This window comes from Stenotrophomonas sp. STEN087, from assembly GCF_056759115.1.
The window spans coordinates 1-18261 of sequence record NZ_JBRRCR010000025.1 but is presented as its reverse complement, the minus strand read 5'-3'; the positions used below and the strand labels follow the sequence as shown (position 1 = coordinate 18261).

The following is an 18261-nucleotide window of genomic DNA, read 5'->3' as shown; positions in this document are numbered from 1 at the left end:
GCTGCAGCGGCGTTTCTTCGTTGCACTCGAAGTGGGGCGGTGTGACTGCACGCCGCCGCGTCAGCGGTCAGAACTTGTAGCGCACGCCCAGCAGGAACTGGCGGCCGGTTTCGGTGTACTGCAGCGGCAGGCGACCGGTGAGCGGCGAGTACACCCACTCGTCCGACGCTTCGTTGGTCAGGTTGATGCCTTCCAGGCTCAGTTCCAGCTGCTCGCTGATCTTGTAGCGGATGGACGCATCGATGACCGTGGTGCCGGTCATGCCGTGGTAGCCATCCAGGTTGAAGCCGGTTTCCTGGCCCGGTGCCTGGGTCAGGTAGTCATCGCGGTTGGTGGCCGAGACGCGGCCGGCGAAGGTTTCGCCTTCGTAGAACAGCGTCGCGTTCCAGGACGACTTGGACAGACCGGTCAGGTCGGTCTTCATCACCGGCTGGCCAGCGGAGTTCAGGTACTGGATCTTCGATTCCACCCAGGTGTAGTTCAACTGCACGCCCAGGTTCGACCACTTGCCGGGCAGGAAGCTGAAGGGCTGGGTGTAGTTGGCTTCCACGCCATGCAGTTCGCCACCCGGCGTGTTCACCGGACGGGTATAGGTGAAGTCATCGCTGGCCGACGCGCCGGTACCGGCCAGCAGCGATTCGGGCAGGCCGCTGTCGCTGAAGGGGCGGACTTCGCGGGTGGTCTGCACGAAGCTCTCGATGTCCTTGTAGAACAGGCCGATGCCGGCCATCGCGCCTTCGGCGAAGTACCACTCGAAGCCGAGGTCGACGTTGGTGGCGCGGATCGGGTCCAGCGTCGGGTTGCCGCTGGAGATGGTGCGCGCACCGCCGGCCACGGCCACGGTCGCGCCCGGGGTCAGGCTGCCCAGGCCCGGGCGGCTCATCACCTTGGCCGCGCCGAGGCGGATCAGGAAGTCCGGGGTGACTTCGGCCACCAGGTTGAACGAGGGCAGCGTGTCGTCGTAGCTGCGGCTGACGGTGGTCTGCGCCGTGCCGGTGGACAGCGTGGACAGGCCGGTGGACGACTGCTTGGTGCGCACGTAGCGCACGCCGAAGTTGCCCGACAGCGGCAGCGAGCCCAGCTCGGTGGAGAACTCGCCCATCAACCACGCGCCGCGGTCCTTCTCTTCCACGCTGCGCACGTTGTTGGCGCGCGGCGCGACGGCGAAGGTGCCGCTGTTGCTGTAGATGTCGAACTGCTCGGCGATCGCATCCAGGTCCGGCACCACCCAGTTCGACGGGCTGCCCTGGATGCCCTTCAGGCCGGCCTGACTGGTCAGGTCCACCGGCACGATCTTCGTGCCATCGGCGAAGGTGGGCACGGCCAGTTCGCTGGCGCGGCGCAGTTCGGTGGTCTTGAAGGTGTAGTCCTTGGCCAGCACGCCGCCCTTCAGGCGGAAACCGGGGCTGATGTTCCAGTTGAAGTCCAGCTGGCCGGTGTCGAAATCGTTGTCCACGTACTGCGGACGCAGGCGGATCTCGGCCAGTTCCCAGCCACTGGGATCGGTCGGATCGATGCCGTAGTTGATGACCGGAAAACGGCTGTTGCCACGGTAGTCGTAGCTGTAACCCTTGACGTCGTACTTGTCCATGATGACCGTGGTCTGCACCGGGTTCTCGTGCTTGGAGCGCGAGATACCGACCTTTCCGGACAGGGTGAAATCATCACCGAAGCGGTGCTGGCCGTTCAGGCTGAGCTGCTTGAACTCGGTGCTCCACTCGTCGTGGCGGTTCTCGGTACGGATGTCGACGTTGTCGAACTCGCCATACAGCAGCGCGTTGTCGCGGATCTCGCCGTTCTTGACGATGGTGCTCGGCTTGCCCACCAGGCGCGGCGTGGTGCTGGTGCCGCGGCTGAAGGAGATCGCTTCGATGTACTGCTCGTCACGGGTGGCGTCGATCTTGGAGTACAGCGCGTCCAGCGAGATCTCGGTGGCATCGCTCGGCTTCCACTGCAGCGAGCCGGTCACGCCCAGGCGCTTCTGTTCGTGTTCCATCTGCACGTAGCGCGGGAAGCGCGGGTGGAAGACATCGGCTGCGCGCGCCGCGGTGAACGGCGAGGCGGCGGAGAAGTTGCCGTTGCTCGGGCCATTGGCCCAGCGCCCGGTGTTGGAGCCTTCTTCCAGCGCCTGGCGCTCGGAGTAGGCCACCGACAGCAGTGCGCCGAAGGTGCCATCGGCGAAGGTGTTGGAGATCAGCGCGGACAGCCGCGGGTCGGCCTTTTCGGCCATGCCGTTGTAGCTGGCCTGGCCGCTGGCGGCGAAGGTGAAGCCGTCGTAGTCGAACGGCCGCGCCGTGCGCAGGTCGACCGTGGCACCCAGCGAGCCTTCCTCGATGTCGGCCGAGGCGGTCTTGCGCACGATCAGCTGCGAGAACAGGTCCGAGGCGAACACATTGAAGTCGAAGCCGCGGCCGCGGTTGGTGCCGCCGCTCTGGTCACCGGCGCCGACCGTGGTCAGCGCTTCCATGCCGTTGATGCGCACGCGGGTGAAATCGGGGCCAAGGCCACGTACCGAGATGTTGCGGCCTTCACCGGCCTCGCGGGTGATGACCACGCCCGGGATGCGCTGCAGCGACTCGGCCAGGTTGAGGTCGGGGAACTTGCCGATGTCTTCGGCCACGATGGCATCGACCACGCCGGATTCACTGCGCTTGATGTCCAGCGCCTTCTCCACGCTGGCGCGGTAGCCGGTGACGTTCACCGTATCCAGGTTGGTGGCGCTGGGCGCCTCGCTCTGCTGCTGGGCAGCGGCGCCTGCCGACAGGGCCAGGCTGACCGCCATGGCGAGCAAGGTAACCGGTGTCTTTTTTGCGTGGTTCCGAGAATGCATGCCTTTCCCCTCTCCCAAAGGTCTGGTCTCGCGAGTGTTTCAGCGGAATGACACCGCTGGTCAGAGCCGACGGTAACAGCACGTTCCCTCGGCGGCATCTTGCACCGCAACAGACCTGTAATGTCTCCAAGACGCTTGCGGGACAATGGTTCCGACAGTTTGATAGGCTGTGCCCACGGCCGGTCGGCTTCTTGATGACACCGATGGTCAGCCGCCACGCGGGTGCGTGGCGCGATTCCACGCCGCCCAGCAGTTGCTGCTGGCGGCCAGCGTAAGGGAGCGGAAATGGGTCGTGTCGTATGTTTCGGGGAATTGCTGCTGCGTCTGGGCGCACCGGGTAACGAACTGCTGATGCAGTCGCCGCAGCTGCAGGTGCACGTGGGCGGGGCGGAAGCGAACGTGGGTGTCTCGCTGTCCCGCTTTGGACATGAGGTCGCCATGGTCAGCACCGTGGCCGGCAACGCACTGGGTGCCCACGTGCTGGGTGAACTGCGCCGGCACGGAGTCGACACGCGCAGCGTGCGGCAGGACCCGGACGGGCGCATGGGCCTGTACTTCCTGACCACCGGCGCGGTGCAGCGCGCCAGCGAAGTGGTCTATGACCGCGCCGACTCCGCCTTCGCGCGCAGCACCGCGGCCGACTACGACTGGCCGGTGCTGCTGCAGGGCGCGCAGTGGCTGCACCTGTCCGGGGTCAGCCCGGCGCTCGGCCCCGACGTGGCCCAGGCCACCCTGGCGGCGGCGCGCGCGGCGCGTGCGCTGGGCGTGCGCGTGTCCTTCGATGGCAACTTCCGGCCCAAGCTGTGGCAGCGCTGGGGTGGCGATGCGCAGGCGATCCTGCACGAGCTGTTCGCCCAGGCCGACATCGTCTTCGCCGACTACCGCGACATCGAAGTCATCCTCGGCCAGCGCTTCGAGCAGGCCGACGTGGTGGCCAAGGTCGAGGCCGCGGCCGCTGCGGCGTTTGCCGCTTTCCCGCAGCTGCAGTGGATGGCGTGCACCCAGCGCCAGACCCACAGCGTCGACCACCATGCGCTGGGCGCGCTGCTGCTGGGCCGCGATGGCACCCGCGCCCAGGCACCGGTGCGCCAGCTGCAGGGCATCGTCGACCGCATCGGCGGTGGCGATGCATTCGCCGCGGGCATCCTGCATGGCATCCTGTCCGGCTTCGATGCCGACGCCACCGTGCGTTTCGGCCTGGCCGCCGGTGGACTGAAGCACTCGATCCCCGGCGATTTCAACCCCGTCAGCGAAGCTGACGTACTGGCCCTGGTGGGCGAGGAGCGATTCGATGTCCGGCGCTGATCCGCGCGTACGTGCGGTACTGAAACTTGCACCGGTGATCCCGGTGTTCACCCCCGATGACGTGGACGATGCGGTGCAGGTGGCACAGGCTCTGTTCCGCGGTGGTCTGCCGGTGATCGAAGTGACCCTGCGCACGCCGCGTGCGCTGGACGCGATCAAGGCGATGGTCGAAGCGGTACCCGATGCGGTGGTAGGTGCCGGCACGGTGCTGACGCCGGCGCAGATGGACGCGGCCAAGGCCGCCGGCGCGCGCTTCGCGGTGTCGCCCGGTGCGACGCCGTCGCTGTACGCGGCCGCGCGCGATGCCGACCTGCCTTACCTGCCTGGCGTGGCCACCGGTTCGGAACTGATCCTCGGCCTCGAGGCCGGCCTGGATACGTTCAAGTTCTTCCCGGCGGTACAGTCCGGCGGCGCGCCGCTGCTGTCGGCATGGCACGGCCCGTTCGCCGATGTGCGCTTCTGCCCGACCGGTGGCATCAGCGCGCAGACCGCGCCGCAGTTCCTGCACCTGCCCAACGTGCTGTGCGTGGGCGGTTCGTGGCTGACCACCGCGGCCCTGATGCAGTCGCGCGACTGGGACAGCATCGAGCGCCTGGCCCGCGAAGCAGCGGTGCTGGCCGGCTGACCGGCGCGCGGGTGGCCGTCGCCCCTGCGCGACGGCCGTCGCGTCGTGGCGTGGGGGGGGGGGTGGGGGGGGGGGGGGGGGCCCGCGGCCCCGGGGGGGGGGGGGGGGGGTGTTTGGGGGGGTGTGGCTCGGGTGGCGGGTCGCCATCCCCCTTGCAGACCCCTCGACTCTACCAGGCCCGCCGCGCGTGCTCAGCGCGCGGCGGGTTGGCCCAGGCGCCGGTACAGGGTGCTGCGGCTGATGCCCAGCTGCCTGGCTGCGGCGGTGACATTGCCGTCGGCGTCCTGCAGGGCCTGCCGCATCGCGTCCTCGGCGATGTCACGCAGCCCGCCCGATGCAGTGCTGGCGTTGGCCGCCTGTACCATCGGCACCTTCAGCAGTTCGGCAGGCAAGTGCGCAGGCGTGATCTGCTCACCCGGGTCGCTCAACGCCACCAGCGTGCGCAGGCAGGCCTGCAGCTGGCGCAGGTTGCCTGGCCAGCGCTGCCGCTGCAGCACCTGCAGGACTTCCGCCTGCAGCACGCGGCCCTGCGCCATCGGTGACCACAGCGCCTGCAGCAGGGCACCGCGCTCGTCCAGCTCACGCAGGGCCGGCAGATGCACGACATGATCGGCGATGCGGTAGTAGAGATCAGCCCGGAAGCGCCCCTCGGCCACGGCCTGCTGCAGGTCGCAGTGGCTGGCACAGATCAGGGCGAAATCCAGCTTCACCGGGCGGCCACCGCCCAGCGGCGACAGCTCGCGTTCCTGCAGCACGCGCAGCAGGCGCGGTTGCAGGGCCAACGGCATGTCGCCGATCTCATCCAGGAACAGCACGCCGCCCTGCGCCTGCCGCAGCAGGCCGGTACTGCCCTGCCGGCGCGCGCCGGTGAACGCGCCTTCCTCGTAGCCGAACAGTTCGGCTTCGATCAGGCCTTCAGGCAGTGCCGCGCAGTTCACCGCCACCAGCGGTTGGCCGGCACGCGCGCAGCGGCGATGCAGCTCGCGCGCGAAGACTTCCTTGCCGGTGCCGGTTTCGCCCTGCACCAGTACCGGCAGCCCCGCATCCAGCACCCGCACCGCCTGGCGCAGCTGCTGCTGCACCGGCGCCGCCAGCACCGTGCCGGGTGCCGCCAGCAGCGCGGGCGCGGCGGCGGCAGGGGCCACGCGGGGCGTGCGCGCAACCACGGCGCCAGCGGCACGCGTGTGCCGCCTGCCGTCGCTGTGGCCGTACAGCGCACGCCCCTGCCGGTCCAGCAGCATGCCGTCGTCATGCAGGCGCGACAGCGGCTGGTCGAACAGGGCCTCGTAGGACGCGTGGCCGATGTCGTGGCGGTCCAGCCCGAACAATCCCAGGCCGACCCGGTTGGCGGCCACCAGCCGGCCGTTGCGGAAGCCGAGCAGGGCTTCGCGCGGGCTGCCCAACAACAGCGGCTGCGCATGCAGGTGCAGCAGCTCGCAGTCATCCAGCCCGTCGGCGAAATAGCGGTGCTCGATCTGGTCCACCGCGTGGCGGCCCAGCGCCAGCGCATGCAGGTGGGCGTGGCGCGCATCGCCGGAAATATCGAGCACGCCGACGCGCTGCCCGAACGGATCGAAGATCGGCGTGGCCGAGCAGGTCAGGATGCCGTGCGGGGCGAAGAAGTGTTCGCCGCCGCGCACCTGCAGGGCACGGCCTTCGACGATGGCCGTGCCGATGGCATTGGTACCGACCGTGCCTTCGTCCCAGCGCACCCCCGGCATCAGCGCGACCTGTCCGGCGCGGTCGAGGAAGCTGTTGCTGCCCTCGGCGTCCAGTACCCAGCCTTCCTCGTCGGTGAGCAGCACGATGCCATCGCTGCTGGCCAGCGAGCTTGCCAGCCCTTCCAGCTCGGGACGGGCCAGCCGCCACAGGCGCTCGCGGCGCTGGCGCAGTTCACGCAGCGACAGCTCGGGTACCGGGGCCACGTCGGGACGCGCGTCCACCGACAGGCCCTGGCGCTGGCAGCGCCGCCATGACTGCAGGATGGCATCGGGCACCGCCCCGGCCGGCGATGCGCCGCGCTCGAAGAAGGCACGACGCGCGCCACCTACGCGCTCGGGAAGAATCGGCTGGGACACCCTGACGCTCCTGTGTCGCATTCTGCGACAGTTGTTGCGGGCACTGTTCCGATTAAAAGCACATCCGCGCTTCAGTTGCGATGACGACTGCTGGTGCGCCGCCGCATTCCACGCGGGGGCCGCCAGCAACTGCGCTGCCGCAGCCCGTGACGCGCCGCAGCACGCGCGCGGTTGGCACGCTCGTTGCGGTAGGGGAGGCAGGCCCCGGGTTGTCCGGGCCATCCAAGGAGTGCCCACGATGAATGCCGTTGCCTCGCCCTCGACCGACCCGGCCGACCCCAGCGCCCTGTTCAAGCCCCGCTACGACAACTACATCGGCGGCCAGTGGGTGGCCCCGCGCAGCGGCCAGTACTTCGACAACACCACGCCCATCACCGGCAAGGTGCTCACCTCGGTGGCGCGCTCGAATGCCGAAGACATCGAGGCCGCGCTGGATGCCGCGCACGCCGCCAAGGATGACTGGGGCAAGCGCTCCACCACCGAGCGCGCCAACATCCTCAACCGCATCGCAGACCGCATCGAGCAGAACCTGGAGCTGATCGCGCGCGCCGAGACCTGGGACAATGGCAAGCCGATCCGCGAAACGCTCAACGCCGACATCCCGCTGATGGTCGACCACTTCCGCTACTTCGCCGGCGCCGTACGCGCGCAGGAAGGCAGCCTCTCGGAGATCGACAAGGACACCGTGGCCTACCACTTCCACGAGCCGCTGGGCGTGGTCGGGCAGATCATCCCGTGGAACTTCCCGCTGCTGATGGCCGCATGGAAGCTGGCCCCGGCACTGGCCGCCGGCAACTGCGTGGTGCTCAAGCCGGCCGAACAGACCCCGGCCTCGATCCTGGTGCTGATGGAGATCATCGGCGACCTGCTGCCGCCGGGCGTGCTCAACATCGTCAACGGCTTCGGCCTGGAAGCGGGCAAGCCGCTGGCCAGCAACCCGCGTATCGCCAAGATCGCCTTCACCGGGGAAACCACCACCGGCCGCCTGATCATGCAGTACGCCAGCCAGAACCTGATCCCGGTGACGCTGGAACTGGGCGGCAAGTCACCCAACATCTTCTTCGCCGACGTGATGGCCGAGGACGATGATTTCCTCGACAAGGCGGTGGAAGGCTTCGTGCTGTTCGCGCTGAACCAGGGCGAGGTGTGTACCTGCCCGTCGCGTGCGCTGGTGCAGGAATCGATCTACGAGCGCTTCATGGAACGCGTGCTCAAGCGCGTGGCCGCGATCAGGCAGGGCGACCCGCTCGATCCGGACACCATGATCGGCGCGCAGGCGTCGTCCGAGCAGCTGGAGAAGATTCTTTCCTACATCGACATCGGCAAGCAGGAAGGCGCCGAAGTGTTGATCGGGGGCGAGCAGAACAAACTCGGCGGCGAACTGGCCGGCGGCTATTACGTGAAGCCCACCGTGTTCAAGGGCCACAACCGCATGCGCATTTTCCAGGAGGAAATCTTCGGGCCGGTGGTGGCGGTGACCACCTTCAAGACCGAGGAAGAAGCGCTGCAGATTGCCAACGACACGCTGTACGGCCTCGGTGCCGGCGTGTGGAGCCGCGATGCCTCGCGCCTGTACCGCATGGGCCGCGCCATCCAGGCCGGGCGCGTGTGGACCAACTGCTACCACGCCTACCCGGCGCACGCGGCGTTCGGTGGCTACAAGCAGTCGGGCATCGGCCGCGAGAACCACAAGATGATGCTCGACCATTACCAGCAGACCAAAAACCTGCTGGTCAGCTACTCGCCGAAGAAGCTGGGCTTCTTCTGATGGATTGATCGGGATCAAGGCGCGGGCATGGGGCCGGCGCCATCCTGTCTGCAAGCGCACTACGGAGTAACCCGCATGAATAGAACCATGAAGGCTGCCGTCGTCCGTGAGTTCGGCAAGCCGCTGGTCATCGAGGAAGTCGTGGTACCGCGCCCGGGGGCGGGCGAGGTCCTGGTCAGAATCGAGGCCTGTGGCGTCTGCCACACCGACCTGCACGCCGCCGAGGGCGACTGGCCGGTGAAACCGAACCCGCCATTCATCCCCGGCCACGAGGGCGTGGGGCACGTCGTGGCCGTGGGAGGCGGGGTAGGGCACGTCAAGGAAGGCGACAGGGTCGGCATCCCCTGGTTGTACTCGGCGTGTGGCCATTGCGAACACTGCCTGGGTGGCTGGGAAACGCTGTGCGAAACGCAGCGCAACACCGGCTACTCGGTCAACGGCGGCTTCGCCGAGTACGCACTGGCCGATGCCAACTATGTCGGCCTGCTTCCGAAGGAAGTGGGCTTCGTGGAGATCGCGCCGGTGTTGTGCGCCGGCGTGACCGTCTACAAGGGCCTGAAGGTCACCGATACCAAGCCCGGTGACTGGGTGGCGATCTCCGGCATCGGCGGCCTGGGCCACATGGCGGTGCAGTACGCACGTGCAATGGGCCTGAACGTGGCGGCCATCGATGTCGACGACGGCAAGCTGGCCCTGGCCCGGCGGCTGGGCGCGCAGGTCACCGTCAACGCGCGCATCACCGATCCGGCCGCGTTCCTGAAGAAGGAGATCGGCGGCGCGCATGGTGCGCTGGTCACCGCGGTATCGCCCAAGGCCTTTGAACAGGCGCTTGGCATGGTCCGCCGCGGCGGCACGGTGTCGTTGAACGGCCTGCCGCCGGGCAACTTCCCGCTGGACATCTTCGGCATGGTGCTGAACGGCGTGACCGTGCGCGGCTCGATCGTCGGCACCCGCCTGGACCTGCAGGAATCGCTGCAGTTCGCTGCCGAAGGCAAGGTCGCGGCGACGGTCAGCACCGACCGCCTGGAAAACATCAACGAGGTGTTCGCGCGCATGCACGCCGGCACCATCGAGGGCCGCGTGGTGCTGGACTTCGCCGCCTGATCATCCCGCGCATGGCTGCCGCGCCCGTCCCCCTCTCCCGCGGACGCGGCGGCCGTGCAACGGTACCCTGCAAGGGGTCGGTTCCCTCCCACTCCGCCAGGAGTGGAGGGCTCTGACCCCGGACGAGGCACTCATGAACGAACTTCCGCACCAGGTCATCGCCACCCTCGCGGCGCTGCAGCTGATCGACAGGCTGCGCGCGCGCCATGGCCCGCTGATGTTCCACCAGTCCGGCGGCTGCTGCGATGGCTCCTCGCCGATGTGCTTCGCGCAGGGCGACTTCATCGTCGGTGATCGCGATGTCTGCCTGGGCGAAATCGGCGGCGCGCCGTTCCATATCAGTCCCTCGCAGTTCGAATACTGGAAGCACACCCAGCTGATCATCGACGTCGTGCCCGGGCGCGGCGGCATGTTCTCGCTGGAGAACGGCGAGGGCGTGCGCTTCCTGGTGCGCTCGCGGCTGTTCAGCGACGAGGAATTCGCCGCGCTGCAGACCGCCGGCAAGGCCTGAGCCCCTGTAGAGTCGAGCTTGCTCGACTGCAGCCGCACGGAACAGAGCAGTCGAGCAAGCTCGACTCTGCGCAGCCCGGAGCGCCGTACAATGACGGCATGCCCGAGATGCTCAAGACCGTTTTCCTGTCCGTCGTCGCCCTGGTCGGCGCGCTGCTCGCGCTGGCCCTGGTCAGCAGCGCCGGCGGCTGGCTGCCGTCGTTGTTCGGCCTGCACCCCGGCAGCGAAGCGCAACTGGGCTGGGACCTGGCCTTCACCGTGCTCGGCGGCATCGCCGGCATCGCCTTTGCCAGCTACTACGCACCGTGCTGGCCGCGTGCGCACGGCACCTCGATCTGGACCCTGCTGGTACTCGGCAGCGGCTACGGCCTGTGGGTGATGGGCGGCGATTTCCCGCGCTGGTTCGCCATCGCCCTGCTGGTGTCGCTGCCGGTGCAGCTGCTCGGTGGCTGGTGGTTTGGTCGTCGTCCGTCCCGCAGCGCAACACAGGCTTAACAATTCCCCCCTAGGCTCGGTGCCCGCCGAACGTCGGCAACGCGGCGCAGGGGCCTGCACCCACGGAACACGGGCAGGCGCGGCGTAAGTCACCACAGGGAACCGGGAAATCATCCGATGCGTTACCAGAACCGGGAGGCCGCCGCTGCGGCCCCCCATGCGAAGCTTTTGTCCCGCGCCGTGCATGCGGTGCTGATCGGCGGCCTCGCCGTACTGCCCCTCGATGCAATGGCTGAAGAAGCCGCCGATGGCGATACCCGCGAACAGCTGCAGCAGCTGGACACCGTCACCGTCTCCGGCAGCTATGCCAAGAGCCTGGAACGCGCGGTCGACCTCAAGCGCGCCAACATCGGCTTCTCCGATTCGATCGTCGCCACCGACGTCGCCGATTTCCCGGAACAGAACCTCGCCGAAGCGCTGCAGCGTATGCCCGGCGTCACCATCGAGCGCAACAAGGGCCTGGGCAGCAAGGTCAGCGTGCGCGGCCTGCCCAGCGAGTTCACCCTGGTCTCGATCAACAACCTGGCCACCGCTTCGGGCAGTGGCGGGCGCGATGTGCAGTTGGACATCTTCGCCGCCGACGTGGTGCAGACGGTCACCGTGCAGAAGTCGCCGACCGCCGCCGACGAGGAAGGTGGCATCGCCGGTTCGGTCTACATCGAAACGGCCAAGCCGTTCGACTTCCCCGAGCCGAAGTTCAGTGTCTCGGCCGAAGCCTCGCACAACTCGATCAACGGCAAGATCGACCCGAAGATCTCCTTCCTCGCCAGTGACACCTGGGGTGACTGGGGCGGCCTGGTGTCGTTCTCCAAGGCCAAGCGCACCAACCGCACCGACTCCAACTCGGGCATCAACTTCCGTCCCATGGGCCGCTTCCTGGAAGCGTCGGGCACGCGTGGTTCGCAGGCCGCCGCCGTGCTGGCGCGCGATGCCGGCATCGTCGTGCAGGACCGCATGGACAAGGACGAGACCAGCCGCATCATCTTCCAGGACAAGGTCGGCGACCGCGTCTACCTCAACGAGCAGGACCAGTGGGGCGCCACCGCGTCGCTGCAGTTCAAGCCCAGCGACACGTTCTCGCTCAGCTTCGATGCGATGCTCGGCGGCTATGACACGCACGAGGACGAGTACGATGCCGCGGCGTACTCGGCGTCCAGCCGCAGCACGCTGGACACCATCCACGACTACGACAGCGACACGCTGTCGGCCTACGGCATCACCGTGCTGAAGGACGTGTCCTACACCGCCACCCAGCACGAGATCCTCAGCAAGGAACGCAACGCCAACACCGACTACCGTCAGTTCAGCAGCAAGCTGGACTGGAAGGTGGGTGGCTGGGACATCGACGCGCTGGTCGGCTATTCCGGCGCGCGCAAGGATTCGGACTACGCCAACCTCAAGCACGTGGCCTACGCGCCGTCGCGCACGCGCTGGACCAGCAACGGCGGCGAGACCGTGCCGAGCACCACCGGCGGTTTCGACATGTACAACGCCGCGGACAAGTACCTGTTCGAAGCGTACGAAACCGAACTGGAGAAGGTGAAGGATGACAAGTACGCCGCGCAGCTGGACCTGCGCCGGCAGATGAACCTGGCCTTCTTCCCGGCGTTGAGCGCGCTGCAGTTCGGCGCGCGCTATACCGACAAGACCAAGGAACGCGAGTTCGGCAGCGGCAAGATCCAGGGCCCGACCGCCGGCAGCGCTGCGTGGGTCAACACGCGCACGCTGGCCGACAGCAACCCGGTGTGGATCAGCCAGCTGGCACCGGGTGGTGCGTATCGCCCCAGCGACCTGGACTGGCAACAGGTGTCCAACGCCTATGCGCGCGCCACGTTCCGCTACCCGGGCTATGAAACCCCGATCGATCCGGGCCAGTACTACGAGGTGAAGGAGAAGACCCTGGCGCTGTATGCCATGGCCGACTTCTACTTCGACATCGGCACCGTACCGGTGTACGCCAACCTGGGCGTGCGCTCGATCGACACCGATGTCGACTCGGCCGGCTTCCACCCGGTGCAGAACGCCGATGGCAGCAACGGCTACACGCCGACGCCGATTTCCAGCAGCGGCGACTACAGCAAGATCCTGCCCAGCTTCAACATGACCGCCGAGATCGCCGACGGCCTGGTGCTGCGCGGTGCCGCCTCGGAAACGCTGATGCGTCCGTCGCTAACCGACATCGCCTACCGCCGCACCGTCAGCTGGAGCAGCTTCCGCTTCATGGACGGCAACCCGGCGCTGAAGCCGACCACCGCCAAGCAGTGGGAAGTGGGCCTGGAGAAGTACCTGCAGAACGGTGGCCTGCTGGCCGCGTCGTACTTCTCCAAGAAGATCGACGGCGTGGTGCGGCAGTCGCTGACCGGCATCGTGCCGAACGTCGAGAAGCTCAACGCCAACGGTTCGCTGGACGGCTACTACGACTTCGAGGTCTACCAGCCGGTCAACGCCGACGGTTCCTACAAGGTCACCGGCGTTGAGCTGGTCGCGCAGCTGCCGCTGTCGATGCTGCATCCGGCATTGGAAGGCTGGGGCATCAACGCCAACTACACCCAGCTGGACAACTCGCTGACCGGTGCGTCGGACCTGGACATCCCGACCCCGCCGGAAGGCCTGGCCGAGAAGGCGTACAACTTCACCCTGTACTACGAGAACGACCGCTTCAGCGCGCGCGCCTCGTACAACTACAAGGACAAGTACGTCGAGTACATCCACCTGAACGTGTATCCGGTCTACCGCGATGCCTATGGCCAGCTGGATGCCTCGATCGGCTTCCGCCTCAACGACACCTGGAAGCTGAACCTGGAAGCGATCAACCTGCTGGACGAGAAGACCAGCGGTTACACGATCGACAAGGCGTTCCCGACCCAGTACGAGTTCTCCGGCCGCCGCGTCACCTTCGGCATCCGCGCGGACTTCTGAGCCACGCCGCATTGATCTGGTAGCGCCGGGCCGTGACCGGCGACACGCAACGTATCCGCGCTGCGCGCTCGCCGGGCGTGGCCCGGCGCTACCGATTACCGGTCGGCAACACCTGCTTCAACCGTTCCATCCCGCGCCACGGGTCGTCCTTCAGGCGCTTCGCGCGGGCCAACGCCTTGTCCATCGGGAACGCATCGGCGGCGCCCACTCTCGCCAGCTCTTCCCAGCGCAGCGGCACCGCCACGCCTGCGCTCTCCCGCGCACGCAGCGACCACGAACACACGCTGGTGGCGCCGCGCGTATTGCGCAGCCAGTCGATGAAGATCACACCCCCGCGTTTGGCCTTGCTCATCGTCGCCACGTAGCGGTCGGGCTGTTCCAGTGCCATCGCTTGGGCGAAGGCTTCGCAGAACGCCTTGACCTGTTCCCAGCCGGCCTTCGGCTGCAGCGGCACCACCACGTGCACGCCCTTGCCGCCGGACAGCCGCACGAAGCTCTGCAGGCCGACCTGCAGCAGGCGGTCGCGCACATCGCGCGCGCCCGATTTCACCTGCGCCCAGCTCACGCCGTCGCCGGGGTCCAGATCGAACACCAGGCGGTCCGGATGCTCGGGATCCTCGATCGTCGCGCCCCACGGGTGAAGCTCCAGAGTGTTCATCTGCACCAGCTGCAGCAGGCCGCGCGCGTCATCGATGTAGACGTAGTCCTCGCGGCCGCTCTTCTGTTTCAGCGGCACCGCATGCACGGCGTCGCCCAGACCGGCGCCATGATGCTTCTGGAAGAAGCAGGCCTTGCCGACGCCATCCGGGCAGCGCAGCAGTGACAGCGGGCGGCCGGCGATCTCCGGCAGGATCCAGCGCGCCATCTGCCGGTAGTAGTCGGCCACGTCGCCCTTGCTGAGCTTGCGCTGCGGGTACACCACCCGTTGCGGATGGCTGATGGCCACCGCTGCGTCATCGCTGCCTGCTTCCTGCGTCACGCCCAGGTCCTGCGTCTGCTTGTCGCTGCGCAGGCGCTTGAAGCTGGCCTGGCGCAGCAGCCCTTCCTTGCCCCAGCCACGGAATGCCACTTCGGCCACCACCACCGGTTTCACCCAGCGCACGCTGGCCGCGCGGAAGGGAACATGCGCCGGCAGCTCCAGCACCGCTTTCTTCACCGCCAGCGGCTCCAGCGCGCTGCCCAGCGCCTTCAACGCCGCATCGTCGAAGCCGGTGCCGACCCGACCGACATAGCGCAGGCCGCCGGCCTCAGGCGTGGCCAGCAGCAGCGAACCGAAGCCGACCCGGCTGCCCTTGGGCGCGGTGTGGCCGACGATGACGAATTCGTCGGTGTCCTCGTGCTTCACCTTCACCCAGCTGCGCGCGCGGGCGTTCGCATAGGGCGCATCGACCTGCTTGCTGACGATGCCTTCGAAGCCGGCCTCACCGCTGGCGGCGAACACCGCAGGGCCGTGGTCGAGCACGTGTTCGCTGTAGGCCAGCGTGCCCGGCTCCGGTCCGATCAGGTCCTTCAGCAGGGCCTTGCGTTCCAGCAGCGGCGCGCGGCTGATGTCCACGCCGGCCACGCCGGGCAGATCGAACACGATGTAGCGCAGGGGCTGTTTCGAGCTGCCATCGATGACACGCTGCAGGGCCGCGAAGTCGCTGCGACCCTGCTTGTCGAGCACCACCAGCTCGCCGTCCAGGCGCGCATCACGCACCGGCAGCGCGCGCACGGCCTGGGCGACTTCGGGGAAGTCGTCGGTCCAGTCCAGGCCATTGCGCGAGCGCAGTTTCAGCTCGCCGTCGTGCAGGTCGGCCAGCAGGCGATAGCCATCCCACTTGATCTCATGCAGCCAGCGTTCGCCATCGGGTGCGGTGTCGCGGTGATCGGTCAGCTGCGGCTTGAAGCCGCGCGGATACGGATGGTCGCGTGCACCGGCGAGCTTCAGCGCGCGCGCATGCCAGCGTGCGTCTGCCTTGCGGGGCGCGGCGCGCGTTGCCTTTTTCGCCTTCTCTGCTGCGGCCCTGGATGCAGGCATGGCGTTCTCCAGAAGATCATCGGCCTCGGTATCGCGCGCGTCGGCATCGTCACGCTTGATCAGCAGCCACTGCACCTGGCGCCCTTTCATGGCCGTGCGCACCAGCTTCCAGCCGCCACTCAAGCGCTGCCCGTGCAGTACGAAGTCGAGCTTGCCATCGGCCAGCGCCTGCAGCGGGTCGCCTTCGCAGGCCCAGCTGCCATGGTCGAACACCTGCACGTGGCCGGCGCCGTAATGGCCTTCGGGAATATCCCCTTCGAAGCCGGCGTAGGACAGCGGATGGTCCTCCACTTCCACCGCCAGGCGCTTCTCGCCCACCCGCAGCGACGGGCCCTTCGGCACCGCCCAGCTCTTCAGCACGCCGTCCATTTCCAGGCGGAAATCGTAGTGCCGCGAGCTGGCATGGTGCAGCTGGATGACGAACTGCGGGCGCCGCTTCGGGTTGCCCGCGGCCGGGCCATCATCCGGCTCCGGCGTCTGCCCGCTGCCACCGCCAAGACGGCGCTTGCGGCGGTACTGATGCAGCGACATGGCTCAGCCTGCCTTGCGGCGCGGTGCGGCCTTCTTCGTCGCCTTGGCGGCCTTGCCGGCGGTCTTCTTCGTGGCTTTCTTCGCAGCCTTCTTCGCCGGTGCCTTGCGCGTCGCGGTCTTCTTCGCCGGCGTGCGCTTGTTGGCATCCAGGCTCTTCTGCAGCAGCGCCATGAAGTCCACCACGTTGGTGCTGGCATCCTCGTGCGCCACCGGCTCCTCCTCCACCTGGGTGGTGCCGCCCTTGGTCTTGATGCGCTTGTTCAACACCTGCTGCAGGCGCTCGCGGAATTCATCGTGGTACTGCGATGGGTCCCAGTCAGCGGCCATCGATTCGATCAGCTGCCCGGCCATCGCCGTTTCCTTGGCAGTGATGCGGTAGTCGGACAGGCTGGCGGTGGGCAGCTTGTAATCCTCCGGATCAACCAGCTCCTGCGGATAGCGCAGGATCATCAGCACCAGCGCGTGGCCCTGCGGCATCACCGCGCACAGGTATTCGCGGGTACGCACCACCACCCGCGCGATCCCGGCCTTGCCGGTATCGCGCAGGGTTTCGCGCAGCAGCACGTAGCCCTTTTCGGCCTTCTTGCCGGGCAGCAGCAGGTAGGGCTTCTCGTAATAGCGGGGATCGATCTGGCTGGCGTCGACGAAGGCCTCCACCTCCACCGTCTCATGGCTCTCCGGCGCGGCCGAGCGGATATCGCCTTCTTCCAGCACGACGTAGCTGCCCTTGTCGTACTCGTAGGCCTTGACGATGTCCTTCCAGGGCACTTCCTCGCCGGTATCGGCGTTGACCCGTTCGAAGCGGATCGGCTTGCGGTCGCGCGAATCGAGCATGCGGAACTGCAGGTCGACCTTGCGTTCGCCGGACATCAGCGAGACCGGCACGTTCAGCAGGCCGAAGGAGAGGGTACCGGTCCAGATCGGGCGGGCCATGGCACGCACCTGCATTGCGGCGGGGCGGCCAGCTTCGGTCGCCCACCGTGAAACGGCCGTGTCGGCCCCGTGCAGGCCAGGTGGCCCGCGGCGACGGGGTTACTGCAGCAGCGGCCGCACGGCGGCGGTGGGAATGTGGTCCAGTGCCCGCCAGGCGTCTTCCACCACCGGCCGCGCCTGCGCCCAGCCCAGCCGCGACTGCCCACGCATCTGTTCCCAGTGCGCGGCGAGCTCCTCGCCGGTATCGGCATCGCCGCCGCGCGGCCAGTCGGCGGCATGGGTGGTCAGGGCAAAGGCATACACCGGGCACAGGTCGCGCCAGTTGCGGTGGCCGTTGGCGCGGCGTCGCTCGTAGTCGTTGAGCATGTACTGCAGGTAGTCCTGCGCCACCGCCTGCGGGTCTTCACGGCGGCGGGCCCGGCGCAGGGGCGTTCGTGCGCCCAGGGGGTCGAGCAGGGCGTTGAACACGGACGGGGCGGGGCGTTCAAGACGGGCCATGACCGGCTCCTGCAGCAGGGCGGGTGGGCAGGAATACCGGCGGTGCCGTTATCCAGCCGTGACAGATGTGTTCATGACGCCGGGTTCGCGGCGGCTTTACCTGTGCCGCGCTGTAGTGGAGCCCCCCGCCAACGCCAGGTAATCGCCATGTCCAACCGTGACCCGCTGCGCCAGACCCATGCCCCCGTGCCGGGCGAATCCCGCGCCAAGCACGACCTGGCCGATGCCGAGGACCGTGGCGCCGGCATGAGCGTGCCGCACGAAGACGCGCTGCCGGCGGTGCATCACCCTGAACAGGCCGCGCTGGACCGCAAGGACTGCGGCGACCGCCACCGCGGTGGGCAGGAAAGCCCGCTCAAGCGCCGCGAGCGCAAGCAGCACGCCAGCGACAACCAGGACCAGGCGCTGGAAGAGACCTTCCCGGCCAGCGACCCGACCTCGCCGTTCGTGCCGGCCAAGGCGCCGGATTGACCCTCCATTGACGGTAGTGCCGGCCGCTGGCCGGCAGACACGCAATGCGGATGGATGGCGCGTTGGCCGGCCGCGGGCGGCCCGTCCCGCGGGGGGGCAGGGTGGTACGGCCCCCCCCCCCGCGGGCCCCCGCGGCCTACACCAGGGCCCGCGGGGCGCCCTGGGCCGGCCCCC

The 18261-nt window shown here is 67.9% G+C and carries 13 protein-coding genes; 8 read left to right on the top strand and 5 right to left on the bottom strand.

The genetic code is table 11. The features are described 5' to 3' along the window. Positions 1-67: 67 nt before the first annotated feature. A complete protein-coding gene (locus tag ACVOK1_RS08985; RefSeq protein WP_481561805.1) occupies positions 68-2830 on the bottom strand; it encodes a TonB-dependent receptor in 2763 nt (920 codons plus the stop codon). Between the two features lie 285 nt (positions 2831-3115). Between ACVOK1_RS08985 and ACVOK1_RS08980 the strand changes: the two genes are divergently transcribed. Then, positions 3116-4135: a sugar kinase gene (locus ACVOK1_RS08980; RefSeq protein WP_108767184.1), complete on the top strand. Its 1020-nt coding sequence runs from the start codon at positions 3116-3118 to the stop codon at positions 4133-4135. After that, positions 4122-4760: a bifunctional 4-hydroxy-2-oxoglutarate aldolase/2-dehydro-3-deoxy-phosphogluconate aldolase gene (eda, locus tag ACVOK1_RS08975; protein WP_481561804.1), complete on the top strand. Its 639-nt coding sequence runs from the start codon at positions 4122-4124 to the stop codon at positions 4758-4760. Before ACVOK1_RS08980 ends, eda begins: the two co-directional genes overlap by 14 nt. 191 nt (positions 4761-4951) lie before the next feature. Here the strand turns inward: eda and ACVOK1_RS08970 are convergent, their stop codons facing one another. Beyond that, positions 4952-6838 carry a sigma-54-dependent Fis family transcriptional regulator gene (locus tag ACVOK1_RS08970; RefSeq protein ID WP_481561803.1) on the bottom strand — a complete coding sequence of 629 codons (1887 nt, stop codon included), beginning with the start codon at positions 6836-6838 and terminating at the stop codon, positions 4952-4954. 238 nt (positions 6839-7076) lie between these two features. Between ACVOK1_RS08970 and adh the strand changes: the two genes are divergently transcribed. The 5 genes from adh to ACVOK1_RS08945 all read left to right on the top strand — a co-directional run bounded on the left by adh (position 7077) and on the right by ACVOK1_RS08945 (position 13634). Next, the gene (gene adh, locus ACVOK1_RS08965) at positions 7077-8606 is read left to right on the top strand and encodes an aldehyde dehydrogenase (RefSeq protein ID WP_481561802.1); all 1530 of its coding nucleotides are present in this window, start codon (positions 7077-7079) and stop codon (positions 8604-8606) included. Positions 8607-8681: 75 nt separating this feature from the next. Further along, the gene (gene adhP, locus ACVOK1_RS08960) at positions 8682-9710 is read left to right on the top strand and encodes an alcohol dehydrogenase AdhP (RefSeq protein ID WP_481561801.1); all 1029 of its coding nucleotides are present in this window, start codon (positions 8682-8684) and stop codon (positions 9708-9710) included. Between the two features lie 133 nt (positions 9711-9843). After that, entirely contained in the window at positions 9844-10221 is a 378-nt protein-coding gene (locus ACVOK1_RS08955; RefSeq protein WP_313051741.1) for a DUF779 domain-containing protein, read from the top strand. A 98-nt stretch (positions 10222-10319) separates the two neighbouring features. After that, the gene (locus ACVOK1_RS08950) at positions 10320-10715 is read left to right on the top strand and encodes a hypothetical protein (RefSeq protein WP_481561800.1); all 396 of its coding nucleotides are present in this window, start codon (positions 10320-10322) and stop codon (positions 10713-10715) included. 117 nt (positions 10716-10832) lie between these two features. Next, positions 10833-13634 carry a TonB-dependent receptor gene (locus ACVOK1_RS08945; RefSeq protein WP_481561799.1) on the top strand — a complete coding sequence of 934 codons (2802 nt, stop codon included), beginning with the start codon at positions 10833-10835 and terminating at the stop codon, positions 13632-13634. A gap of 88 nt (positions 13635-13722) precedes the next feature. Here the strand turns inward: ACVOK1_RS08945 and ligD are convergent, their stop codons facing one another. The 3 genes from ligD to ACVOK1_RS08930 form a co-directional block, all read right to left on the bottom strand. Continuing rightward, on the bottom strand, positions 13723-16185 hold the full coding sequence (gene ligD / locus ACVOK1_RS08940) for a DNA ligase D (RefSeq protein WP_481561798.1): 2463 nt from the start codon (positions 16183-16185) through the stop codon (positions 13723-13725). 3 nt (positions 16186-16188) lie between these two features. Continuing rightward, the gene (gene ku / locus ACVOK1_RS08935; protein WP_481561797.1) at positions 16189-17118 is read right to left on the bottom strand and encodes a non-homologous end joining protein Ku; all 930 of its coding nucleotides are present in this window, start codon (positions 17116-17118) and stop codon (positions 16189-16191) included. Between the two features lie 99 nt (positions 17119-17217). Then, a complete protein-coding gene (locus ACVOK1_RS08930) occupies positions 17218-17616 on the bottom strand; it encodes a hypothetical protein (RefSeq protein WP_108767175.1) in 399 nt (132 codons plus the stop codon). A 147-nt stretch (positions 17617-17763) separates the two neighbouring features. Between ACVOK1_RS08930 and ACVOK1_RS08925 the strand changes: the two genes are divergently transcribed. Then, positions 17764-18087 (top strand): hypothetical protein, encoded by a 324-nt coding sequence (locus ACVOK1_RS08925; RefSeq protein ID WP_108767174.1) that lies wholly within the window; start codon positions 17764-17766, stop codon positions 18085-18087. Positions 18088-18261 lie beyond the last annotated feature (174 nt).

What these genes read in the sequence shown, in the direction of transcription:
- ACVOK1_RS08950 (WP_481561800.1), top strand. Translation starts at nt 10,320, where the DNA reads ATGCCCGAGATGCTCAAGACCGTTTTCCTGTCCGTCGTCGCCCTGGTC.
- ACVOK1_RS08955 (WP_313051741.1), top strand. Translation starts at nt 9,844, where the DNA reads ATGAACGAACTTCCGCACCAGGTCATCGCCACCCTCGCGGCGCTGCAG.
- ligD (WP_481561798.1), bottom strand. Translation starts at nt 16,185, where the DNA reads ATGTCGCTGCATCAGTACCGCCGCAAGCGCCGTCTTGGCGGTGGCAGC.
- adhP (WP_481561801.1), top strand. Translation starts at nt 8,682, where the DNA reads ATGAATAGAACCATGAAGGCTGCCGTCGTCCGTGAGTTCGGCAAGCCG.
- ACVOK1_RS08930 (WP_108767175.1), bottom strand. Translation starts at nt 17,616, where the DNA reads ATGGCCCGTCTTGAACGCCCCGCCCCGTCCGTGTTCAACGCCCTGCTC.
- ACVOK1_RS08980 (WP_108767184.1), top strand. Translation starts at nt 3,116, where the DNA reads ATGGGTCGTGTCGTATGTTTCGGGGAATTGCTGCTGCGTCTGGGCGCA.
- eda (WP_481561804.1), top strand. Translation starts at nt 4,122, where the DNA reads ATGTCCGGCGCTGATCCGCGCGTACGTGCGGTACTGAAACTTGCACCG.
- ku (WP_481561797.1), bottom strand. Translation starts at nt 17,118, where the DNA reads ATGGCCCGCCCGATCTGGACCGGTACCCTCTCCTTCGGCCTGCTGAAC.
- adh (WP_481561802.1), top strand. Translation starts at nt 7,077, where the DNA reads ATGAATGCCGTTGCCTCGCCCTCGACCGACCCGGCCGACCCCAGCGCC.
- ACVOK1_RS08945 (WP_481561799.1), top strand. Translation starts at nt 10,833, where the DNA reads ATGCGTTACCAGAACCGGGAGGCCGCCGCTGCGGCCCCCCATGCGAAG.
- ACVOK1_RS08985 (WP_481561805.1), bottom strand. Translation starts at nt 2,830, where the DNA reads ATGCATTCTCGGAACCACGCAAAAAAGACACCGGTTACCTTGCTCGCC.
- ACVOK1_RS08925 (WP_108767174.1), top strand. Translation starts at nt 17,764, where the DNA reads ATGTCCAACCGTGACCCGCTGCGCCAGACCCATGCCCCCGTGCCGGGC.